The organism is Kribbella sp. NPDC004875 (assembly GCF_042873375.1).
In the GTDB taxonomy this organism is placed as follows: domain Bacteria; phylum Actinomycetota; class Actinomycetes; order Propionibacteriales; family Kribbellaceae; genus Kribbella.
Genome location: NZ_JBIALI010000006.1, coordinates 555,391 through 575,166, shown reverse-complemented (window position 1 = coordinate 575,166; position 19,776 = coordinate 555,391). Strand labels below are relative to the sequence as shown.

Sequence of the window (19,776 nt, the reverse complement as noted above, 5' to 3'; positions counted from 1 at the left end):
TACTCCGGCTCGCGCCTATCTTTGAGCGCATGACGAGCATCGGGTCCCGATGAACCGGCCGTGGGCGACGAACCCTGACGTGGGTTCATGGGTTGCTCCGGCAGATCAGCAGGATGCGGCCGCGTTCCATCGGAGCATGCCCGGGTACGCGCCGACGCCGCTGGTCGAGCTGCCTCTACTCGCCGAGGGGTTGGGCATCGGCAGGGTGTGGGTGAAGGACGAGTCGCACCGGTTCGGGTTACCGGCGTTCAAGGTGCTCGGCGCGTCCTGGGCGGTGAGCCGGGCGATCGGTACGCGGACTTTCCCGGAACTGACCGAGCGGGTCGCGGGCAGCAACCTGACGCTGGTCACCGCGACCGACGGCAACCACGGCCGGGCTCTCGCACACATGGCTCGGCTCCTCGGTCTCCGGTGCCGCGTGTACGTGCCCGCCGGTTTGCCGGACAGCACGGTGCAAGCGATCCGCGACGAAGGCGCGTCGGTGCTCGGCACCGGTCGCGACTACGACGAGACCGTGCGGATCGCCGCCGCGAGCCCACGGGACGGCGAGCTACTGATCCAGGACACCGCATGGCCCGGGTACGAGGAGGTCCTGCGCTCGATCGTCGCGGGCTACACCACGCTCTTCTCCGAGCTCGACGAACAACATCCCGGCGAACCCGACCTCGTCGTCGTCCCAACCGGCGTCGGCTCGCTACTGCAGTCCGCCATCCACCACTACCGCTCGCCGGCCCGAACCCGCCGTACGACGATCCTCGCCGTCGAACCCGTGACGGCGGCCTGCGTCACCGCGTCCCTCCAAACCGGCAGGCCGACCACCGTCGACGCATCAATCCCAACCACCATGGCCGGCCTCAACTGCGGCACAATCTCGTCGGCCGCGTGGCCCGCCATCCACCACGGCCTGGACGCCGCCATCGGAGTAACCGACGCCGAGGCAAGCGAGGCCCTCCATGTCCTGCACGGCCAAGGCATCCTCGCGGGTCCCTGCGGAGCAGCCGCCCTGGCCGGCCTCCAAGCTGCCGATCTCCAGCTACCCGCATCAACAAGCGCCGTACTCATCAGCACCGAGGGCATCACGGCGAACTCCCCCTGAACCGACTGGTATTCCGTCATACGAACACGCACAACCCGCCGCGAGGCCGTCGATAGGGTGGAATCCGATGGCTCACACAGTGCGTGATCTGCTGCCCGAATCCCTGCTCTCCCAAGCGCTCGCCACGCTCGATCTGGCGGGAGTATCGCCGGATATCGGCGATCGACAGGCTTGGGAGGCGGTCCCGACTCACGACCGTACGGCGCTGCTCGCGGATGCCGAGGAGCAGCTCGCCAGGGCGTGGCCGGTGGTGTTGGCCAGTGACTACGCCCGGTTCCAGCGCGAGGGCGATCGGGAGCGGTACGAGACGCCGTACTTCGAGCGGCGCCGCCGGATCGTGACCAGCACGCTGGCGGCGCTGCTGACCGGCGAGTCGCGATGGGTCGCCGACGTGGTGGACGGCGTCTGGCTGGTCTGCGACGAGGCCACCTGGACGGTGCCGGCCCACGCGCGGTCGGGGCTCAGCCGCGGCGAAGCTCTGCCGCAACCGACCGATCGCGACCTCGATCTGTTCTGCGCCGAGACCGGCGGACTGCTCGCCTGGGTGGATCATCTGCTCGGTCCGGCCCTCGACGAATCCACCCGGACCCGGATCGGCACCGAGGTCGACCGTCGGGTACTCACTCCGTTCCTCGAGGTCCGCGACTGGCCCTGGCTGACCGAGTTCACGAACAACTGGAACCCGTGGATCCACTCGAACCTGACGATCTGCGCACTGCTGCTCGAGCGCGATCCGGTACGCCGGGCCGCGGTCGTGTCGCTCGTCGTCGACGGCCTGGACCGCTTCCTCGATTCGTACCCCGCCGACGGTGGCTGCGACGAGGGCGCGTCGTACTGGACCCGCGCCGGCGGTGCGGTCGCGGACAGTCTGGTCCTGCTGTACGACGCGACCGCGGGACAGCTGGACGGTTTCGGTCACCCCAAGCTGCGGCCGATCACGTCGTACCTGCCGGCGATGCACATCCAGGACCGGTGGTACGTCAACTTCGCGGACTGCCCCGCGCAGCTGTCCGATCCGTCGGTCGCCTACCCGCTGTACCGGCTCGGCGTACACACCGACGAGCCGGCCGCTCGTCGGCACGCCCGAGCGGTCAAGCGGCGTGACGACCCGCTCGTGGCGCGGATCCCCTCGATGGCGCGGGTGATCGGGACGCTGCTCGACGAAGGTCTACGCGCCGACGAGGAGGGCGTGGAGCCGACGCGGGACACCTGGCTGCCGGACACCGAAGTACTCGTGGCGCGCTCGAAACACCTGCTCGTCGCGCTCAAGGGCGGGCACAACGCCGAGTCGCACAACCACAACGACGTCGGGTCGCTGATCATCGCCGTCGACGGTGTGCCGCGGGTCATCGATCTCGGCGTCGGCACCTACACCCGGAAGACGTTCTCAAAGGATCGCTACCAGATCTTCACGATGCGGAGCGACTATCACAACCTGCCGCGGATCAACGGGTTCTCGCAGCCACCCGGTCGCGAGTTCCGCGCAGCCGGCATGTCGGTCGAGCTCAACGATGCCCGCGCCCGCTCCCAGGTCGAACTCGCCGGCGCGTACCCGGCTGAGGCAGGCATCCGCTCCTGGCGCCGGGACCTCGTGCTGAACCGCCCCGACGAGCTGATCGAACTGACCGACACCTGGGACCTGCAGGAAGCGCCGAACTCGTTGCTCTGGCACCTCATCGTCAACGGCCCGGTCACCCTCGAGGACGGCATCGCCCGTGCCGGCGCCTTGACGATCTCCTACGACGCCAACCAGGTATCGCTGACCGCCGAGCCCCTTCCCCTCGACGATCCCAAGCTGAGCACGATCTGGGGCGACCAGGTCACCCGCCTGGTCCTCTCCGCGCACCCATCGCTCCGCACCCCCACCGGCCGAACCACGATCACGTTCAGCAGCTGAGGCTCACCGCAACTCGAAGCCCGAGACGCGGAGCGCTTCGCGGAGGTGCTCACGGCCTTTCAGACCAGCGATGGTGCCGAAGCGAGTCGCCACTCGCGCAGTCCAGCCCGACGGCAGCCCGGCTTCGGCGTAGAAGGCGTCGAGCGTTTCCTCGTACGTCCGCAGATGCGGCTCCTGTGGAGGCAGCTCGTACCGCTCGTGGTGCAGAACCGCCTCCTGCGGGAGCCGCGGTTTCACCGAGGTCTCGCCGAGCTGATCGGGCTGCCCCACGGTCAGCCCGAAGACGGGGAACACGTTGGGCGGCAGTTGAAGCTCCGCGGCGACGTCCAGCGGATGGTTCCGGATCGCACCGACGAAGACCGTGCCCAGACCGAATGATTCAGCGGCCAGGGACGCGTTCTGCGCCGCCAGGGCGACGTCGACGAAGGCCAGCAGGGCTGCCTCGACGAAGTCGGCGGCCTCGGCGGTGCCGGACCCGAGCTCGGTGGTGATGTGCCGCGCCCGGGCGAGGTCGGCCAGCCAGACCAGGAACAGCGGCGCCTGCGCGATGAAGTCCTGCTCGCCGGCCAGCTTCGCCAACCGGGTACGGCGCCCCGCGTCGCGAACCGCGACGACGCTCCACAACTGCAGGTTGCCCGAGGTCGGCGCCGACTGAGCTGCCGCGATCAGAGCCGTCAACGTGTCGTCCGGCACCGGATCCGGCCGGTACGACCGCACCGACCGGTGCGCGAGCTGCTGCGCCAGCACCTCACTCCACACCGCCGGCGGCTCGAAAGCGCCACCCACCCCGTACCGCAACCGATAGGAATCAACCGCCGCCATCGCACCTCCTGGTCAGGAACAGGACCACGCCCTCGCCGGCACCGTACGCCCGCGGTCCCGCCTGGTGAACGGGGCCGATGACAACCGTGCCGCGAGGGACGCGGTCCTGCTCGTGGTGCGACCCCGCCGGGTACGGACGGGGTCACGACCAAAAGTCTACTGACCTACTACACATTCCCGCCGTCATCTCACCGACCGGGACGGACGCCGGAACCCTGATCGCGGGGTCAGGACACAGAAGGGGTGAGTGCGGGACGATCGGGAGGTGGCGGTGGGCGACGGGGAGTTGTGGCGACGGGCCGTGGGCGGGGAGCCGGAGCTGTTCGGTGTCCTGTTCGACCGGCACGCCAAGGCGGTGTACAACTTCGTGTTCCGGCGGATCGGGTCCTGGAGCGACGCGGAGGACCTCACCTCGCTGGTGTTCCTGCATGCGTGGCGCCGGCGCGGTGACGTGGTGCTGGTGCACGACTCCGCGCTGCCCTGGCTGTTGCGTACGGCGGACTTCGTGGTCCGCAACGAGCGGCGCCGGCAGCGGTTCCGCTGGCTGAACCTCGCCCGGCAGGCGCCGGTCACGGACGAGCCGGATCACGCCGACCGGGTGGCCGCCCGGATCGACGACGAACGCGAGGCGAACCGGCTGCGCGGCCTGCTGCGGCAGTTGCCGCGGCACGAGCAGGAGATCGTCGAGCTGTGTTTCTGGTCCGGACTCGACGCACAGTCCGCCGCCGTCGCACTCGACGTACCACTCGGCACCGTGAAGTCCCGGCTGGCTCGGGCCCGTAGGCGCCTTCGCGATCTCAGCATCGCCGTACCGGATCAGATCCGGCCCGATTCCGTGGAGAACCTGTCATGAACGAACTGCTCACCCGCCGACCCGACCGGCCGCTGCCGCCCGGGACGCACGAGCGGCTGCGCGCCGAACTGCTGTCGGCCATCGAGTCCGAGCCGGCCCGCTCGCCCCGTCGCGTCCTGGCACCGGCGCTCGCGGCCGCGTCCGTCCTCGCGGTGGTCGCCGGCCTGGCGATCGGTGTCCGCGCGCTGCAGGACGACGCCCGGCCGGCGGCCGCCGGCGATCCGGTGAAGCCTACGATCAGGGCGCTCACGCCCGCGGAGACCCAGACGCTGCGCGGACAGTGCCTCGCCGAGGCCAACCGGATCACCAGCAAGTCGTTGCCACATCCGTTCACCGACTACAAGGTGACGAAGGCCTTCGAGTTCACCGATGTGAAGGACCCGAGGGTGGTGACGACGTGGCTGATCGGTTCCGGCATCCAGCGGTACCCGTCCGTGCCGAAGGGCGTCCCGGACCAGAGCCACCCGGGGTACTGGCTGTGCAGCCGCACCGCGGGCGGCGTCATCAGTGAGTCGAGCATCCGGTTCAGTCCGGGTGCCCGGTTGTCCGGCAGCCCGATGATGCGGATCGCTCGCAACGCCGGTGTCTACACCAAGTCGATCGCCCGGATCACGGTCCAGGCCAAGGGCGAGCCGGTGACGGACGCCCTGCTGATCGACGGGTTCTGGTTCGCGCCCACGCTCGGGCGCACCGGCTGGGGCCCGTACGACTCCGGCGACCCAGGCTTCAACGACTTCGTCGTCCGCGGGTACGACGCCAACGGCACACTGCTGACGACCGATCATGGCATCGACCCGACGGCCGCGCCGATCACGTGCGAAAGGGTGATGGTCACACTGCCGAACGGCGACCTGAGCGCGACCCCGAAGACACCTATCCGACCCGAGTGCCGCGAGTACCGCTGGCCGTCCTGAACGAGGCGCGGAGGGACACGCCGGTGGCCCTCCGCGCGATCGGTCAGCCGACCGACGGGCCGAGGCCCAGGGATTGCGGGGTGCTCGAGTCCGGGGACGGCTGGTGCAGTCCTTCGTCCAAGGCGCCGTACTCGGTCATCAAGGACGGGCTGCCGCCCCACGGGGTCTGTTCCTCGGCGATCAGGGTGTTGGTGGTGAGCAGCAGGCCGGCCACGGACGCGCCGTTCTGCAGCGCCGAGCGGGCGACCCGGAGCGGGTCGATGATGCCCATGGCAAGCATGTTGCCGTACTGGCCGGCAAGCGCGTCGAAGCCGTCGTCGACGTCCATCTGCGACGTCCGCTCCAGCACCTCCGCACCGGAGTACCCCGCGTTGGCCGCGATCAGGTACGCCGGTTCGCGCAGCGACCGCCGGACGATCTCGACACCGGCCCGGTAGTCGCCCTGGACATCCAGACCGTCGAGCGCGGTGGCGGCGTGCAGGAGGGCCATGCCGCCACCCGCGACGATCCCCTCCGCCATCGCAGCCCTGGTCGCCGACAACGCGTCCTCGACCCGGTGCTGCAGTTCCTTGAGCTCGGCCGGGGTCGGTGCGCCGACGTGAATGACCGCGACCTTGCCCGACAACGCGCCGATCCGCTCGGTGAGCACGTCCTCGTCCACCCCGAAGGTCGCGCGCTCGAGTTCCGCGCGCAGCTGCGCGATCCGGAACGCGACGTCCTTGTCATGACCCGTGCCGGCCACGATCGCGGTCCGATCCGCGTTGACCCGGACCTGTTCCGCCCGGCCCAGCTGCTCGAGCGTCATCGTCTCGAGGCTGAAGCCCGAGTGCCGGCTGTACACGGCTCCCCCGGTGATCGCCGCGATGTCCTCCAGCTTGTGCAACCGCCGGTCGCCGAAGCCGGGCGCCTTCACCGCGACGCACTGGAACAGGCCGTTGACGTGGTTGTGCACCAGCATGCTGAGCGCCGTACCCTCGAGGCTCTCGGCGATGATCACCAGCGGCCGCGGCTCGCGCATGATCTTGTCCAGCAGCGGCATCACTTCCTGGACCTTGGTGATCTTCTCGCTGCACAACAGGATGTACGGGTCGTCCAGCACGGCCTGCAGACTGCCCGGATCCGTCACCATGTACGGCGACAGGTAGCCGTTGTCGAACTCGAACCCCTCGACGAAGTCGACCCCCATCCCGTTGCTCGACGACTCCTCGACGGTCACGATCCCGCCGTCGCCGACGGTGTGCAGCGCCTTCGCGATCACCGCGCCGACCACGTCGTCGTCGTTCGCGGAGATCGCCGCGACCCGCGCGTAGTCCTGCTCGGTGATCACCGGGTGCGCGACCTCCCGCAGCCGGTCGACCAGCTTCCCGACGGCGAGGTCGATCCCGCGTTTCACCAGCACCGGGTTGCCGCCGGCGGCGATCGCGGCCATCCCCTCGCGGATGATCGCCTGGGCCAGCACGGTCGCGGTCGTCGTACCGTCGCCGACGATGTCGTTGGTCTTGATCGCGGCTTCCTTGACCAGCTGGGCGCCCATGTTCTCGAACTGGTTCTTCAGATGGATCTCCCGGGCGATCGTCACGCCGTCGTTGGTGACGACCGGCGACCCGGTGATCTTCTCCAGGATCACATTGCGGCCCTTCGGGCCGAGCGTCGACTTCACCGCGTCCGCGAGCTGATCCACTCCGGCCAGTAGCAGGTCGCGGGCACTCTCACCGAATCGCAGTTCCTTGGCCATCTTTTCCCTCCGGAAGTGGTCCTTACGGCACGAGGATCGCGCGGCCGCGGACCCGGCCGGCGTCGAGATCGGCGACCGCTCCGACGGCCGCGTCGAGTGGGTAGGTCCGGGTGTGCAGCGTGACCTTGCCGGCCTGCGCGAGCGCCATCAGCTCGGCCAGCTCGTTGAACGTGCCGACGATGTTGCCGACGATGTTCCGCTCGGTCGAGATGATGTCGAGCGTCGGGATCTGCAGCTGGCCGCCGTACCCGATGACGAAGTACGACCCGCCGGCCGCGGTCATCGCGAAGCCGTCGTTCTCCGCGCCCTGCTCGGCGACGAAGTCCAGTACGACGTGCGCGCCGGCGCCGCCGGTCAGCTCCAGCACCTTCTCCACCTGTTTGCCGTCAGCAACAACCGTCTGGTCCGCACCGAGCTGCTCGGCCAGCTTGAGTGCGTCCGGGTTGCGGTCGACGACGATGATCCGGGCCGCGGTCAGCGCGGCCAGACACTGGACGCCGATGTGCCCGAGCCCGCCCGCGCCGATCACCACGCAGGTCGTCCCCGGTGGCAGCAACGGGATCGCCTTGCGCACCGCGTGGTACGCCGTGATTCCCGCGTCGGCCAGCGCGGCCACGTCCTGCGGTCTCGTACTCGGGTCCAGTTTCACGCAGGCGCGCGCAGAGGTGAGGAGGTACTCCGCCATGCCCCCGTCACTGTCCAGCCCCGGGAACGTGCTGTTCTCGCAGTGCATGTCGTTGCCGGCGCGACAGGCGCGGCACAGCCCGCAGGTCGGGGTCGGGTGCAGGATCACCGTGTCGCCGACCTGCACGTTGGTGACCGCGGAGCCGACCTCGTGCACCCAGCCGGCGTTCTCGTGGCCGATCGTGTAGGGCAGCGGCGGGTGCATCGCCGACTCCCACTGGCCCTCGATGATGTGCAGATCGGTGCGGCACACGCCGGCGCCGCCGATCTTGACGACGACGTCCAACGGGCCCTTGACGACCGGCTCCGGTACGTCGTCGACCACTGGTTGCTGGTGGTACCCATGCAGTCGAACGGCCTTCATCCCTGCTCCTCCTCGCCCGCACCGGACTCGGTGTACCGGTGCTTCAGCATTCCTCTGCAGATACCGGTGTTGGCCTCGATCCCGGTCCGGGTCAGCCGGGCCAGGCCGAGGTGCCGCGCCGCGGCCGTCCCGGCGACCGGCTCGCCGGTCCCGACATCGACGAGCAACGCCGCGTCCGGCCCGGCCGGCAGCCCGATCTCGGCCCGCCGCCGCAGCAGCCGGTCCAGCTCGGCCGACGGCGCGACGTCGGCGATCGTCAGCCGCGCGACGTCTTCCGGATCCATGCCAGAAGCAACAAAAGGCCGGCAGACCTGATCGGTCCCGGCCAGTACCGCCTTCGCGACGAAGGTCCGGCGCAGCTCGTCGAGCTCCGCCGCCGCCTCGCCGTCGAACGAGGCGACGAAACCCGCCCGCGCCGCGACTCCGGCATTGATCTGCGCGGCCGCGAAATGATCCTCCAGCGCGACGTCCGCGCTGCGCACGGACGGGAGCGCGGACACCACGTCGTACGCGTCGGCGACCATCAGGAACGCGAAGTTCGGCGCGCAGAAGTACGTCGGCAGCCGAAGCCGGACGACCACGTCGCCGGCGGCCGACACCACACACGTGGACACGAAGCCCAGCGTCGTGATCGGTTCGTCGAGCTCCGGGTCCCGGACGGCGCTGAGCGCGTCCAGGACCCGGTCCCGTTCAGTGACTACCGCCGTCATCAGGACGCGACCAGCTTCGAGTCGTCCTGCGCGGCCGGCGTCGCCTCCTTCAGTTGCAGCTCTTCCGGCACCTTCAGGTCGTAGAGCTTGGCGGCGTTCAGCCCGAGGATCTTCTTCTTGCCCTCGACGCCGAGCCGCGGGTAGTCCGCGAACTCCGGCTGGTCGGGCATCTCCCAGTCGACGAAGCCCTCGACCTGCCACTTCGGCTCCCAGATGCCGTAGTCGCTGCCGAACGTCATCTTGTCCTCGCCGACCCAGAACAGCAGTTCCCCCATCACCTTCGCGAAGAACTGCGGCCGGGCGTGCATCAGACCGCCGATCACGACCGACAGACCGGCGTACACGTTCGGTTCCTGGGTGGCCATGAAGCAGAAGTCCTCGATCCGCGGCAGGCCGACGTGCTCGACGATGAAGTTGAGCTCCGGGAAGTCGGTCGCGGCGTGGTCGATGTCGGAGACGTCGAACGCGTCCTTGTCCAGCGGCCAGATCGTCGGGCCCTTGTGGACGTGGATGTTCTTGATCCCGAGCTCCTGGGCCTTCTCCAGGTAGCGGTACGCCGCGGTGTCGGTGAGCTTGTAGCCCCTGGACCCGGCGTTCCACTCGGCGGTGTAGAGCTTGACGCCCTTCGAGCCGTACCGTTCGACGTTGTGCGCGAGCTCCTCCAGCCCCGCGTCACCGTCGCGCGGGTCGAAGCGCGTGTTGAGCACGAACTTCCCGGGGTGTTTCTCACCCAGGGCCGCGTTCTGCTCGGTGGTGTTGAAGCCCTCCTTGTACCACTCCTTCAGGTACGTCGGCTGGAAGATCGCGACGTCCACGTAGCCGTCCTCGAAGACGTCCTTCATCAGGTCGTCCTCGGAGTAGCGCATGAACTTCTCGATCGGCCAGTGGGTGTTCTGCGGCGCCAGACTCATGTACGCGTGGAAGCATTCGATCCATCCCTTCGCGTACTGCTCCTGCCCCGGCACCCAGTTGTCGGGTGCCGCGTTCCAGAAGTGCATGTGGCTGTCGACCACGAAGTACTTCTCACCGTTCTTCTCGTACACGAGAACCCCCTTGTTTCAGCTGGATGTAGGTCAGCTGGATGCGGTCAGATCGAACCCGATGTACTCGGCGGCGTCCTCGGGGTTGGCGAACAGGATGGTCCGGTCGTCGAGGTGCACCATCCGCCCGTAGTGGGTGGACATGTTCTCCTCGAACTCGGCCTGGTCGAAGTAGCCGGGCTCCTCGCCGAGCGCCTCGGACACGTCGTCGTAGATGACCTCCATCTTGCCGACCGCGTCGACCCGGATCATCGACGGCAGCGGCGTCACCGTGACGTTGTCGTAGGCCTTCATCACGTCCGCGACGACTACGCCGACCTGGTTGTTCATCAGCGTGAAGCCGCACTTGTTGGACGCCGTGCTGTCCGCCTTGAACGGGCTCTCGACGACTGCCTTGAGCGTGGTCACTGTGCCAACTCCTTCGGTTCCTCGAGGCCCAGCGAGACGACGATGCCGCTGAACCGGCTCTTCGCGCGGTCGAGGCCGTCCTCGAACCGCGGCGGTTTCGCGTCCGGCTGCGACCAGATCGGCTGCAGCGTCCGGGCCGCGGCGAGCGCCTTTTGGGTCCAGGACCCCATCCAGTCCGTCAGGATCGCCTTGTTGTGGTCGGCGAACTCGCGGTCGTTGGTGAGCAGCTCGAACATGGCGGTGGTGTAGCGCAGGTCGCGCTCGGCGAAGTCGTACTCCGCCGCGCCGACCACCGTCGGGGTGACGAAGTCACCGTTGCGCGGCGCCGCCTGCTGCACGAGCTGGCTGCGGAAGAGCTCGCCGACGAGCGGTTCGAAGACGACGTTCGCGGCGAAGATCGCCTCGCACCAGTCGTCGATCGCGGTCAGCGACTCGGCGAGCTCGCGGACGCCCTGCCAGGCGGGGTCGGAGTTCCACGTCTCCAGGTGCGCGCTGCCGTTGAACCCGTCGATCTCCTCCGAGAGCGTAAGGTTGTAGAGCGCGAGGTCCTGGGCGGCGCGGATCCGGTGCATGCTGTTCACCGAGATCGCGTTGTTGTGCATGTTGGTCGGTGCGCGCCGGTTGGCGTTCGCGAACAGGTAGAGGCCGAGACCGTGGTCGACGTGCATCCAGGCGCCGACGTGCTGCTCGACGAACCGGACCCAGTTCGGGTTCCACTGGTCGAAGGCCTTGGACTGCCGGGCCGCCTCGACGTTCTGGGTGACCTGCCGGACGACGTTGGAGTTGTAGCGGTAGAGCGTGAGCTCCCACTCCTCGTTCGGGTCCCGGAACTCGTGCCAGCCGGTCGCCGGCCATTCCTTCACGACCAGCCCGCCGGTTCCCGGGCCCCGCTGCGGTTCGGGCTGGTCCGAACCCCAGGCCTTCAGCGCGGTCCAGTCGAGCGGGTACCCGCCGCGGCCGTCGGAGAAGCCGTACAGCCAGCCCTGCGTGAGGTAGTGCCGCGGATCCGGCTGGACGTCGACCGTGACGTCCTCGTAGTGGCTCTGCTTGCGCTTCTGCGGCTTGTAGTAGTTGTAGCGCCGCTCGTTCGAGTCGGGGAACTCACGGGCGCCCGCCTCGGCGTCGGTGAAGACCGGCTTCGGAACGCTGCGTTCGACCTTGCTCGGGTGGTCTTCTGTGGTCGTCATCGGCTCTCTGCCTCCAGCACCTTCGAGTCACCGGCGTCGCCGGTCGTGGTGAACTTGTCGTAGTAGATGTGCTTCGTCGCGACCCCGAGGCGTTCGAGCAGCGGGATCGCCGCCTCGACCATCGGTGGTGGACCGCACACGTACGCGTCGGCTCCGGTCAGGTCCGGCTCGAGCCGGCGGACCACGTCCGTGATCAGCCCGCTCTCGCCGTCCCACTCCGCCCCCGACGACTCGGACAGCGCGGGCACGTACCGGAACCGCGGCAGCCGCTGCTCCAGCTCGTGCAACTCGTCCTCGAAACACAGGTCGGGCTCCGTCCGGGATCCGTAGTAGAACGTCGTCGGCCGGTCGATCCCGCGCTCGGCCATCGAGCGCAGCAGCGCCAGGATCGGCGCCATCCCGGCGCCACCCCCGACGAAGACCAGCCGGGCGTCCGGGTTGTCCCGGAGGGTGAACACCCCGAACGGCCCGGTCAGGTCCAGGCGGTCGCCGACCTGGAGCCGTCGGTCCAGGAATTCCGAGAACAGGCCGCCCGGGTACACCTTGATCACGAATTCCAGCTGCCCACTCTCCCGGCTGGAGGTGTTCGCCATCGAGAACGACCGGCTGGCGGCCTCGCCGGTGCCGGCGCCCGGGACGGTGATGTCGACGTACTGGCCGGGGAAGAACTTCAGCTCGCCGGGCTCGGTGAGCTTCAGCACCAGGTGCCGGAGGTCGTGCGTCACCGGGGTGATCGCGACGACCTCCGCGGTGCGTTCCTGGATCGGCAGCCCGGAGCGGATCATCTCCTCGTCGTAGTTGAGCAGCTCGATCGTGAGGTCCTCGAAGGCGTGCGCCCGGCAGAGCAGGGTGTAGCCCTCGTCCAGTTCGTACTCCGGCAGCGCGAAGGTCGAGTACCGGTCCAGGTCGATGTCCTCACCGTCGAGGACGAACGACTTGCAGGACGCGCACTGGCCCTCCTTGCAGCCGTGCATCAGCATCACGCCCTGCTCGGCCGCGGCGCGGAGAATCGTCTGGTCCTCGTCGACCTCGATCTCGATGCCGACGGGCTCGAACCTCACGACGTGCTTGTCTCCCATGGGATCAGGCGTCGGCAGGAGCGAAGCGTCCGGCCGGGCCACCCTTGACGTAGCGTGCCGCGAACGCGGTCCGCTCGTCGTCGGACATCTCGTTCAGCAGTACGTTCGGGCTCGCCAGCGGCGGGCACTTGCGCAGGTGGTCGAGGGTCCACATCTTGCTCGGGTCCAGGTCGAGGTGCGGCTGCGCGACCATGGTCTTGCCGTCGTCGCGGACGAAGCCCATGTCCGACACCACGTCGGCCCAGTTCCAGCCGTGGTACAAGGTCTCCCACTCGCGGTGGCCGATCAGCTTGCCCATGTTCGGCGTGTTCCGGCCCATGTACGTCGGGCGGAACGCGGTCTCGTCGGTCCACTTGCACATCTCGTGGCAGTACGTCCGCCACTGGCCGTCGACCTTCGCCATCACCATGTCCTCGCGGACCAGGCAGGGCACCATGCATGTCCAGCAGCGGTGCGGGTACTCGTAGTCCACGTCCTCGAAGACGATCGGCTTGTGCCCGTTCGGCCGCGACAGCCGGTTGTAGTTCTCCCACCACTTGCCGTACTTGTCGTACCAGCCCGGGTACTTGTACTCGAACCACTCGAAGTCCTTGTCGGTCATCGGGTCGATCCGCCAGTAGTTGGCGAGCCAGCCGGTGGCGAAGAACTGCGCGACCTCGTGCACGTAGCCCTTGTTCCAGATCTGGTTCCACGCCTCCTCGATCAGGTCGTGCGGGATCTCGAGTCCGTACTTCTCCAGCGGCACCAGGTAGCTGCGGTAGTAGTCGTCGTAGATCCAGCGGCGCCACATCTCCGCGTACGACTCGCGGTCCTTGCGGCGATCCTTCGTGCCGTACTCGATGAAGGTGCCGATCGCGGCGTCGACGACGCGGTGGTTGTTCCACCAGGCGTACCGCAGGTCGCGGGCGAGCAGCTGGTGGTTGTCCTCGTCGGACAGCGCCATCAGCAGCGTGGCGTACCCGTTGCTGATGTGCCGGGACTCGTCGGACTGCACCGAGTGGAAGACCGTCGGCAGCAGGTAGTCGCCGTTCGCGGCGGCCTCGGCGGGCATCGCGACGAACAGCGTGTTGGTGAACGCGGTCTCGGCCACGATCGTCAGGTAGATGCTGGCCGCGGTGATCGCGTCACCGGTGATGAACCCCTCGGCGAACTGCCGGCCGATGGTGCCGCAGTAGTCGCTCTGGAAGTCCCGCAGGCTGGAGTTGAAGCCCGCCGGGTCGATGTAGTTGTTCATGTACAGGCGTTTGAGGTTCTGCTGGATCGTCGAGTGCCTGACCTCGTCGATCATCTGGATGGCCTGCCCGTTGTGCAGTTCCGGGTTCGGCACGGTCCGGAACAGCAGCGGCATCGCCCGCGCCGCCGAGATCTCCGGCAGCGGAATGATGCTCAGGAACAGCTTCTGCCACTCCAGCCAGCGTTCCTGCACCTGGCGGAACATGTTGCCGCGGATCGCGCCGTCGGAGGCGCCGTACACCCGGTGGTCCTTCTCCTCCTGCATCGGGAAGTACGACCGCAGGACCTGCTTGAGGGGGTCCTTCTTCTGCGCCTTGCGGAACGTGTAGTCCGTTCCGTACTGGGAGACCGGCTCGTGGTACGCCGGTTCCCATGACAATTCCTGGATCTTCTGGTGGGCCTTCGCCACGCTCTGGCGACTCATGGCACTCCTCCCGCTCATGTGGCCGGCTTCGTTCTTGCAGTACATCGCCGTCCGGAGTGCGCCGAGGTCTCAAATTGAGATGGGTGTCAGGGCTCCTCGAGGTACGCCTGCCGGAGCTCCGCGAGGCGGGTCTCGGTCTCTTCGGCCAGTCGTTGGTCACCCTGCGGATCGGGCCGGATACCCAAGCAGCGCAGGAGTTCCGCGGCCGGCTCGCCCGGGTGCCCGGTCACACCGAGGACCGGATGCAGGCCGACGTCGGCCAGGTGCTCGAAGACGACATTGACGACCGTCCAGGGGTTGTACGACTCCGCGGGCTGCGAATCAGTCATCGAAACCTCCTCTGGCATCCTCCTGGCATCACAAGCCCGCCAGGTCCGGATGGTTGTCTCATTCTGAGACGCTGCTTGCGCGGCGGACTGGACTACCCTCGAAGAGGACCGGGTGGGGCCCCGCGATTCCGCCGTACCCACTCGGCGCTCGGGGAGGCCCCATGGACGAACTCGCACCGTCGATGGAAGACAACCGGCGGGCCGCCACGGCTCGGCTGAACTTCCTCACGCTCGATCCGGTCACGCCCCGCGACGTCCGGCCGCCGATCCTCGCCTCCTGGGTGCGATCGCGGCGCTGGAACCTGCCGGCCGACCGGATCACACTGCCGTACGTCGCGGACCCGGATCTGGACGTCCCGCTGACCCGCAGTGCGAGCGGGGTGTTGCGGCAGCTGCACGAGAACCTCGACGGTCAGCCGATCAGCGTGATCCTGACCGACCGCACGGGCCTGGTGCTGCAGCGGCTCACGGCGGACGCCGAGCTGGCCAGGCACCTCGACAAGGTCTTCCTGGCCCCAGGGTTCAGCTATGCCGAGCAGTTCGCCGGCACCAACGGGATCGGGACCGCGCTCGAGGGTGGCGGGCCGATGCACGTGTTCGGTCACGAGCACTACGCCGAGGATCTCGAGGACCTCGCGTGTGCCGGCGTACCGATCAAGCATCCGGTGAACGGCAAGACGGTGGGCGCGATCGACCTGACCTGCTGGCGCAAGGACGCGGGCTCGTTGCTGATGGCGCTGGCGAAGACCACGGCCGCGAACATCCGCGCCGCGTTGCTGAAGGACAGCTCCGCGCGCGAGCTCTCGCTGCTGGAGGCGTACCTGCAGAGTTCGCGCCGGCTCGGTGACATGGTGCTCGCGGTCGACGACGACCTGCTGCTGATGAACGCGCAGGCGCGGCAGTCGCTGGACGCCGCTGACCAGCGCGCGGTGCTCGGGCATGCGGCCGAGATCCTGGCCAGGGGTACGACGGAGTCCGTCACGGCCGAGCTGCCGACCGGCGCGCGGGTCCGGATCACGTGCCGGCCGGTCAGCGGTGGGCCAGGCGCCGGCGTGATCCAGATCAGCCCGCACTCGTCCGGCTCCGGCCTCAGTACGCCGGCCTCGGGCCACCGCCCGCCGCCGCGCCCGGTGCTGCCGGGTCTGGTCGGCCGGAGCGCGCCGTGGCTGGTCAGCAGCCGCGAGGTCGACAACGCCTGCCGGACCGGCCAATGGGTCGTGCTGACCGGCGAGCACGGTGTCGGCAAGGTCGCGCTCGCGCGTGCCGCGCACCAGCAGAACACCCCGGCCGGACTGTTCCATATCGTCGACGCCGCACGACTCGGCGCCGGTTTCGCCGCCGAACTCGAGGCCGAACTGGCCGACGACTCCGTGCAGGCGCTGGTGATCCGGCACGTCGAGTGCCTCGACAAGGGCGGCGTCATGGCCACGCTCGAGGCCTTGTACGACGTCCTCGAGCACCGCCCCGCCGACCCGCCGTGGATCGCGGTCACGCTCACCACCGAGGACACCGAACCACCCGATCTCGGTGAACTGTTGTCGCTCTTCCCGCTGACGATCGAGGTGCCACCGCTACGGCACCACATCGAGGACGTGCGTGAACTGGTACCGCACTTCCTGAACCAGCTGAGTCACGGCGAGCTGACCTGTTCGCCGGACGCCATGCAGCAGTTGCTCCGCTCGGCGTGGCCGGGGAACACCGCCGAGCTGTGCCAGGTCCTCAAGCAGGTCGTCGTACGCCGTCGGCGGACCGGCGTGATCACGCCCGCGGACCTGCCGGCCCGGGCGCAGGCGACCAGCCGGCGCAGCCTGAGCCAGCTCGAGGCGCTCGAACGGGACGCGATCATCCGCAGCCTGGTCGCCAACGACGGTCACAAGGGCCGCGCCGCCAAGTCCCTCGGGATGTCCCGCGCGACCATCTACCGCAAGATCCACGACTATGGAATCCAGCCTCCCTAGCGCCGATCTACGGCGTTGACGGGGCGCTCAAGTGTGATCGGAGCTGCACCGGGATTCGTCACTTTAGGCATATTTGATCAATTTGCCCTTGCCGGGAGCGTTCCGCTCGGGGTGAGATGGGCGAATGACGCAGACGCGCGCCGCCGGGGCGGTGGAGGGCGGGAGTTTCTCCTATCGCCCGTTGATCTGGCTGGCGGTCGCGACGTTCTCGATGGGGATCGACGGCTACGTGCTGGCCGGACTGCTTCCCCAGATCGCCGGCGACCTCGACGTCACCGCGGCCGCCGCCGGGCAGCTGATGTCGGTCTTCGCGTTCACCGCGGCGCTGGCCGGCCCGGTGCTCGGCACCCTCACCTCCCGCTGGGAACGCCGGACGACGATCGCCTTGGCACTGGGCGTGTTCGTGCTCGGCAACCTGGTGGTCGGGATCGCCACGAACTACCCGATCGCGCTCAGCGGCCGGGTCATCGCCGCGCTCGGCGGCAGCCTGCTGAACGCGGCCGTCACCGGGTACGTGATCGCGCTGACACCGGTCGAGCACCACGGGAAGGCGCTGTCGTTCGTCCTCGGTGGCTGGATGACGGCGACCGCACTCGGCGTACCGGTCGGTCTGCTGCTCGGGCAGTCGAGCTGGCGGTTCCCGATGATCCTGGTCGCGGTGGTCGGCACGATCGCGCTGATCGGCATCCTGCTCGGCCTGCCCCGGCTGCACCTGGCCGGCGGAACGCTCGTCGAACGCCTCCGGCCACTCGGCCGGCCGCGGCTCGTCGCCGGACTGCTCGTCACCACCGGCATCCTGTGCAGCAGCTACGCCTGCTTCACCTACGCGACGCTGATCCTCGGGCCGCACTTCCACGCCGGCTGGGCAATCATCGTGATCATGTTCGGGTACGGCGTCGCGAGTATGGCCGGCAATGCGGTGACCGGACGGCTGGTCGACAAGTTCAGTGCGATCCGCGTGCTGACGATCGTCCTGATCGGGCTCCTGCTGAACGCGGTGCTCGGCATGATCGCGTTGATGCTCGCCCCGGCTGTCGTGGCTGCCGTGTGGGGCCTGATCTGGTTCTTCGGCGCCGGGGTCGGGAACGGCGGCGCCGCCGTACCGCAACAGGCCCGGCTGGCAGCACTCGCACCGGACTCGGCGGCGATCGTGATGGCCCTGAACGGCAGCGCGATCTCGCTCGGATCGGCGCTCGGCAGCGGTCTCGGCGGTGTCGCCCTGACCGCCGGCTCGTCGGCGAACGGACTGCTCGGCGTCTCGGCCACGATCCTGGCGGTCACGGTCGGCCTGCACCTACTCGTCGTCCGCGCCTCGCGCAGCGCGGAGCCTATAATTCGGTCATGACCGAAAAACTGCGGATCGTGCTGGCCGCGACGCCGGTGTTCCGGGAGATGGTGTTCGCCCCGGCCAGTGTGGCGCGCCTGGAGGCGCTCGGGGAGGTCGTCGTACTGGACGATCCCGCCGACGCTGAGGCGTTGACGGCGGCGCTGCCCGGGACCGACGTACTGATCACGTCGTGGGGTGCGACACCGCTGACGGCCGCGGTGCTGGATCACGCGGACCGGCTGCGGCTGATCGCCCACAGCGCGTCGTCGGTGAAGCACTTCGTGACCGACGACGTGTTCCGCCGGGACATCCGGATCACGCAGGCGGGTCAGGCGATGGCACGACCGGTGGCCGAGGTGTCCCTGGCGTTCACGCTGAGCATGCTGCACCGCATCCACCGGTTCGACCACGCGATGCACCGTGGCGCCTGGCGCGAAGACGAGCCGCCGCAGCACGGCCTCCCGGCCTCGCGGATCGGGGTCGTCGGCGCGTCCCGGACCGGACTCGAGTACCTCAAGATGCTGGTCGCCCTGGGTGCGGAGGTCGTCGTCCACGACCCGTATCTCACCGACGGGCGCGCCGCCGAACTCGGCGTCCGCCGACTCCCGCTGGACGACCTGCTCCGCACCAGCCGGGTGGTCGCGCTGCACGCGCCCACCCTCCCGGAGACCCACCACCTCATCGGTGCCCGGGAGCTCGCGCTGATGGCTGACGGCACCTCGCTCGTCAACACCGCCCGCTCCTGGCTCGTCGACACCGCTGCCCTGCTGACCGAGCTGAAGTCCGGCCGGCTGGACGCCGCGCTGGACGTCTTCGACGAGGAGCCGTTGCCGGCCGACAGCCCGTTCCGCTCACTGCCGAACGTCCTGCTGACGCCGCACCAGGCGGCCGCGACCGTCGAGTGCTACCTGGAGATGGGCACCATCACCGCCGGCGAGATCGAGCACTACGCGGCCGGACGCCCGCTCGAACACGAGCTGACGGAGGCCGCGCTCGCCCGCATGGGGTGATCAGCAGACGGTCGCCGACGCCGTACGGACGGCTTGGCGGTGCAGCTGGTCGAGGTGGTGCCGGATCTCCGCCGACGTGGTCGACACGAACAAGGCGATCGCGCACCGCGGGCCTGTCCGGCGGAGGTGGTCGACACGGACCAGCTCAGCGAGCAGCTGCGTGGTGAGCGCGTCGAGCTTCTCGCGGATCACGTTGAGGTCCGGGCCGGTGGCCGGCGCCTTGTCCGGGTGAGCCGCCCAGTAGGCGAGCAGGCCGCGCTGGACGACCTTGCTGGCGTCGATCTGCGCCTGGAAGAACTGCGCCGTCGACTCGGGATCGATCCCGAGCTGTACGGCGGACTGCCGCACCGAGTCCAGGATCTGCTGCTCACGCACCGGGTCGTCGACCGGCTTCCCACTGAAGTACTTCGAGGCCGCCACGTCGTCACCGATCAGGATCCGCTGGATCATCAACTCGGTCAGCCCGTCGAAGGACGGCACCCGGCTGCCGACCGGCACGTGCACTCCCCTGTCCTGCACGGTGCCGATGTCTTGCCCGGTGCCGGCCGGTGCCGCGTAGGCCATTGGCGCCAGGAGTGCCGTCGTACCGGCGACTCCGGCCGCGACGGCTCCGGTGATCAGCTTGCGAAGCATGTGGTCCCACCCTCTCGCGTGACGGTCTCGAACGGCACGCGACTGTACGCCGCGCGGGGTGCACAAGCGTTCA

At 68.7% G+C, this 19,776-nt stretch carries 18 protein-coding genes; 7 read left to right on the top strand and 11 right to left on the bottom strand.

What is annotated here, in order from left to right; genetic code table 11:
• Positions 1–136 precede the first annotated feature (136 nt).
• Together ACFYRH_RS33255 and ACFYRH_RS33250 are read left to right on the top strand one after the other, a co-directional pair.
• Positions 137–1,096: a pyridoxal-phosphate dependent enzyme gene (locus ACFYRH_RS33255; RefSeq protein WP_387783585.1), complete on the top strand. Its 960-nt coding sequence runs from the start codon at positions 137–139 to the stop codon at positions 1,094–1,096.
• Positions 1,097–1,163: 67 nt separating this feature from the next.
• On the top strand, positions 1,164–2,993 hold the full coding sequence (locus tag ACFYRH_RS33250) for a heparinase II/III family protein (protein WP_387783583.1): 1,830 nt from the start codon (positions 1,164–1,166) through the stop codon (positions 2,991–2,993).
• A gap of 3 nt (positions 2,994–2,996) precedes the next feature.
• Here ACFYRH_RS33250 and ACFYRH_RS33245 read toward each other — a convergent pair whose 3' ends face one another.
• Entirely contained in the window at positions 2,997–3,815 is an 819-nt protein-coding gene (locus ACFYRH_RS33245; RefSeq protein ID WP_387783581.1) for an NADPH-dependent oxidoreductase, read from the bottom strand.
• Positions 3,816–4,062: 247 nt separating this feature from the next.
• Here ACFYRH_RS33245 and ACFYRH_RS33240 point away from each other — a divergent pair, with 247 nt between their 5' ends.
• Positions 4,063–4,668, top strand: coding sequence for an RNA polymerase sigma factor (locus ACFYRH_RS33240; protein WP_387783580.1), 606 nt, complete (start codon positions 4,063–4,065; stop codon positions 4,666–4,668).
• Positions 4,665–5,582, top strand: coding sequence for a hypothetical protein (locus tag ACFYRH_RS33235; RefSeq protein WP_387783578.1), 918 nt, complete (start codon positions 4,665–4,667; stop codon positions 5,580–5,582). The genes ACFYRH_RS33240 and ACFYRH_RS33235 overlap by 4 nt, the downstream gene beginning before the upstream one ends.
• Before the next feature lie 43 nt (positions 5,583–5,625).
• Here the strand turns inward: ACFYRH_RS33235 and groL are convergent, their stop codons facing one another.
• From groL to ACFYRH_RS33190, 9 genes are all read right to left on the bottom strand, one after another.
• Positions 5,626–7,317: a chaperonin GroEL gene (gene groL / locus ACFYRH_RS33230; protein WP_387783576.1), complete on the bottom strand. Its 1,692-nt coding sequence runs from the start codon at positions 7,315–7,317 to the stop codon at positions 5,626–5,628.
• 22 nt (positions 7,318–7,339) lie between these two features.
• Complete coding sequence (locus ACFYRH_RS33225; RefSeq protein WP_387783575.1) at positions 7,340–8,365, bottom strand: NAD(P)-dependent alcohol dehydrogenase; 1,026 nt, start codon at positions 8,363–8,365, stop codon at positions 7,340–7,342.
• Positions 8,362–9,075 carry an iron-sulfur cluster assembly protein gene (locus tag ACFYRH_RS33220; RefSeq protein ID WP_387783573.1) on the bottom strand — a complete coding sequence of 238 codons (714 nt, stop codon included), beginning with the start codon at positions 9,073–9,075 and terminating at the stop codon, positions 8,362–8,364. The genes ACFYRH_RS33225 and ACFYRH_RS33220 overlap by 4 nt, the downstream gene beginning before the upstream one ends.
• Complete coding sequence (locus ACFYRH_RS33215) at positions 9,075–10,118, bottom strand: amidohydrolase family protein (RefSeq protein ID WP_387783572.1); 1,044 nt, start codon at positions 10,116–10,118, stop codon at positions 9,075–9,077. Before ACFYRH_RS33215 ends, ACFYRH_RS33220 begins: the two co-directional genes overlap by 1 nt.
• Positions 10,119–10,148: 30 nt before the next feature.
• The gene (gene mimD, locus ACFYRH_RS33210) at positions 10,149–10,523 is read right to left on the bottom strand and encodes a propane 2-monooxygenase effector subunit MimD (protein ID WP_387783570.1); all 375 of its coding nucleotides are present in this window, start codon (positions 10,521–10,523) and stop codon (positions 10,149–10,151) included.
• The gene (locus tag ACFYRH_RS33205) at positions 10,520–11,710 is read right to left on the bottom strand and encodes a hypothetical protein (protein WP_387783568.1); all 1,191 of its coding nucleotides are present in this window, start codon (positions 11,708–11,710) and stop codon (positions 10,520–10,522) included. Before ACFYRH_RS33205 ends, mimD begins: the two co-directional genes overlap by 4 nt.
• Positions 11,707–12,771 carry an NADH:ubiquinone reductase (Na(+)-transporting) subunit F gene (locus tag ACFYRH_RS33200; protein WP_387783566.1) on the bottom strand — a complete coding sequence of 355 codons (1,065 nt, stop codon included), beginning with the start codon at positions 12,769–12,771 and terminating at the stop codon, positions 11,707–11,709. The genes ACFYRH_RS33205 and ACFYRH_RS33200 overlap by 4 nt, the downstream gene beginning before the upstream one ends.
• Before the next feature lie 22 nt (positions 12,772–12,793).
• Positions 12,794–14,446, bottom strand: a complete 1,653-nt coding sequence (locus ACFYRH_RS33195) for a hypothetical protein (RefSeq protein WP_387783564.1) — start codon at positions 14,444–14,446, stop codon at positions 12,794–12,796.
• Positions 14,447–14,532: 86 nt separating this feature from the next.
• Positions 14,533–14,775 (bottom strand): hypothetical protein, encoded by a 243-nt coding sequence (locus ACFYRH_RS33190; protein WP_387783562.1) that lies wholly within the window; start codon positions 14,773–14,775, stop codon positions 14,533–14,535.
• A gap of 161 nt (positions 14,776–14,936) precedes the next feature.
• Here ACFYRH_RS33190 and ACFYRH_RS33185 point away from each other — a divergent pair, with 161 nt between their 5' ends.
• The 3 genes from ACFYRH_RS33185 to ACFYRH_RS33175 all read left to right on the top strand — a co-directional run bounded on the left by ACFYRH_RS33185 (position 14,937) and on the right by ACFYRH_RS33175 (position 19,070).
• On the top strand, positions 14,937–16,733 hold the full coding sequence (locus tag ACFYRH_RS33185; RefSeq protein WP_387783561.1) for a sigma-54-dependent Fis family transcriptional regulator: 1,797 nt from the start codon (positions 14,937–14,939) through the stop codon (positions 16,731–16,733).
• A 124-nt stretch (positions 16,734–16,857) separates the two neighbouring features.
• Positions 16,858–18,078 (top strand): MFS transporter, encoded by a 1,221-nt coding sequence (locus ACFYRH_RS33180; RefSeq protein ID WP_387783559.1) that lies wholly within the window; start codon positions 16,858–16,860, stop codon positions 18,076–18,078.
• Positions 18,075–19,070, top strand: coding sequence for a hydroxyacid dehydrogenase (locus ACFYRH_RS33175; protein ID WP_387783557.1), 996 nt, complete (start codon positions 18,075–18,077; stop codon positions 19,068–19,070). The genes ACFYRH_RS33180 and ACFYRH_RS33175 overlap by 4 nt, the downstream gene beginning before the upstream one ends.
• Here ACFYRH_RS33175 and aroQ read toward each other — a convergent pair whose 3' ends face one another.
• Positions 19,071–19,703, bottom strand: coding sequence for a gamma subclass chorismate mutase AroQ (aroQ, locus tag ACFYRH_RS33170; protein ID WP_387783555.1), 633 nt, complete (start codon positions 19,701–19,703; stop codon positions 19,071–19,073).
• Positions 19,704–19,776: the final 73 nt, after the last annotated feature.

Bases quoted from the DNA above. Each gene is read 5' to 3' on its own strand.
- ACFYRH_RS33255 (WP_387783585.1), top strand. From the start codon at position 137: ATGCCCGGGTACGCGCCGACGCCGCTGGTCGAGCTGCCTCTACTCGCC.
- ACFYRH_RS33225 (WP_387783575.1), bottom strand. From the start codon at position 8,365: ATGAAGGCCGTTCGACTGCATGGGTACCACCAGCAACCAGTGGTCGAC.
- ACFYRH_RS33245 (WP_387783581.1), bottom strand. From the start codon at position 3,815: ATGGCGGCGGTTGATTCCTATCGGTTGCGGTACGGGGTGGGTGGCGCT.
- ACFYRH_RS33250 (WP_387783583.1), top strand. From the start codon at position 1,164: ATGGCTCACACAGTGCGTGATCTGCTGCCCGAATCCCTGCTCTCCCAA.
- ACFYRH_RS33195 (WP_387783564.1), bottom strand. From the start codon at position 14,446: ATGAGTCGCCAGAGCGTGGCGAAGGCCCACCAGAAGATCCAGGAATTG.
- ACFYRH_RS33205 (WP_387783568.1), bottom strand. From the start codon at position 11,710: ATGACGACCACAGAAGACCACCCGAGCAAGGTCGAACGCAGCGTTCCG.
- ACFYRH_RS33185 (WP_387783561.1), top strand. From the start codon at position 14,937: ATGGACGAACTCGCACCGTCGATGGAAGACAACCGGCGGGCCGCCACG.
- ACFYRH_RS33180 (WP_387783559.1), top strand. From the start codon at position 16,858: ATGACGCAGACGCGCGCCGCCGGGGCGGTGGAGGGCGGGAGTTTCTCC.
- ACFYRH_RS33235 (WP_387783578.1), top strand. From the start codon at position 4,665: ATGAACGAACTGCTCACCCGCCGACCCGACCGGCCGCTGCCGCCCGGG.
- ACFYRH_RS33220 (WP_387783573.1), bottom strand. From the start codon at position 9,075: ATGACGGCGGTAGTCACTGAACGGGACCGGGTCCTGGACGCGCTCAGC.
- ACFYRH_RS33190 (WP_387783562.1), bottom strand. From the start codon at position 14,775: ATGACTGATTCGCAGCCCGCGGAGTCGTACAACCCCTGGACGGTCGTC.
- groL (WP_387783576.1), bottom strand. From the start codon at position 7,317: ATGGCCAAGGAACTGCGATTCGGTGAGAGTGCCCGCGACCTGCTACTG.
- ACFYRH_RS33175 (WP_387783557.1), top strand. From the start codon at position 18,075: ATGACCGAAAAACTGCGGATCGTGCTGGCCGCGACGCCGGTGTTCCGG.
- aroQ (WP_387783555.1), bottom strand. From the start codon at position 19,703: ATGCTTCGCAAGCTGATCACCGGAGCCGTCGCGGCCGGAGTCGCCGGT.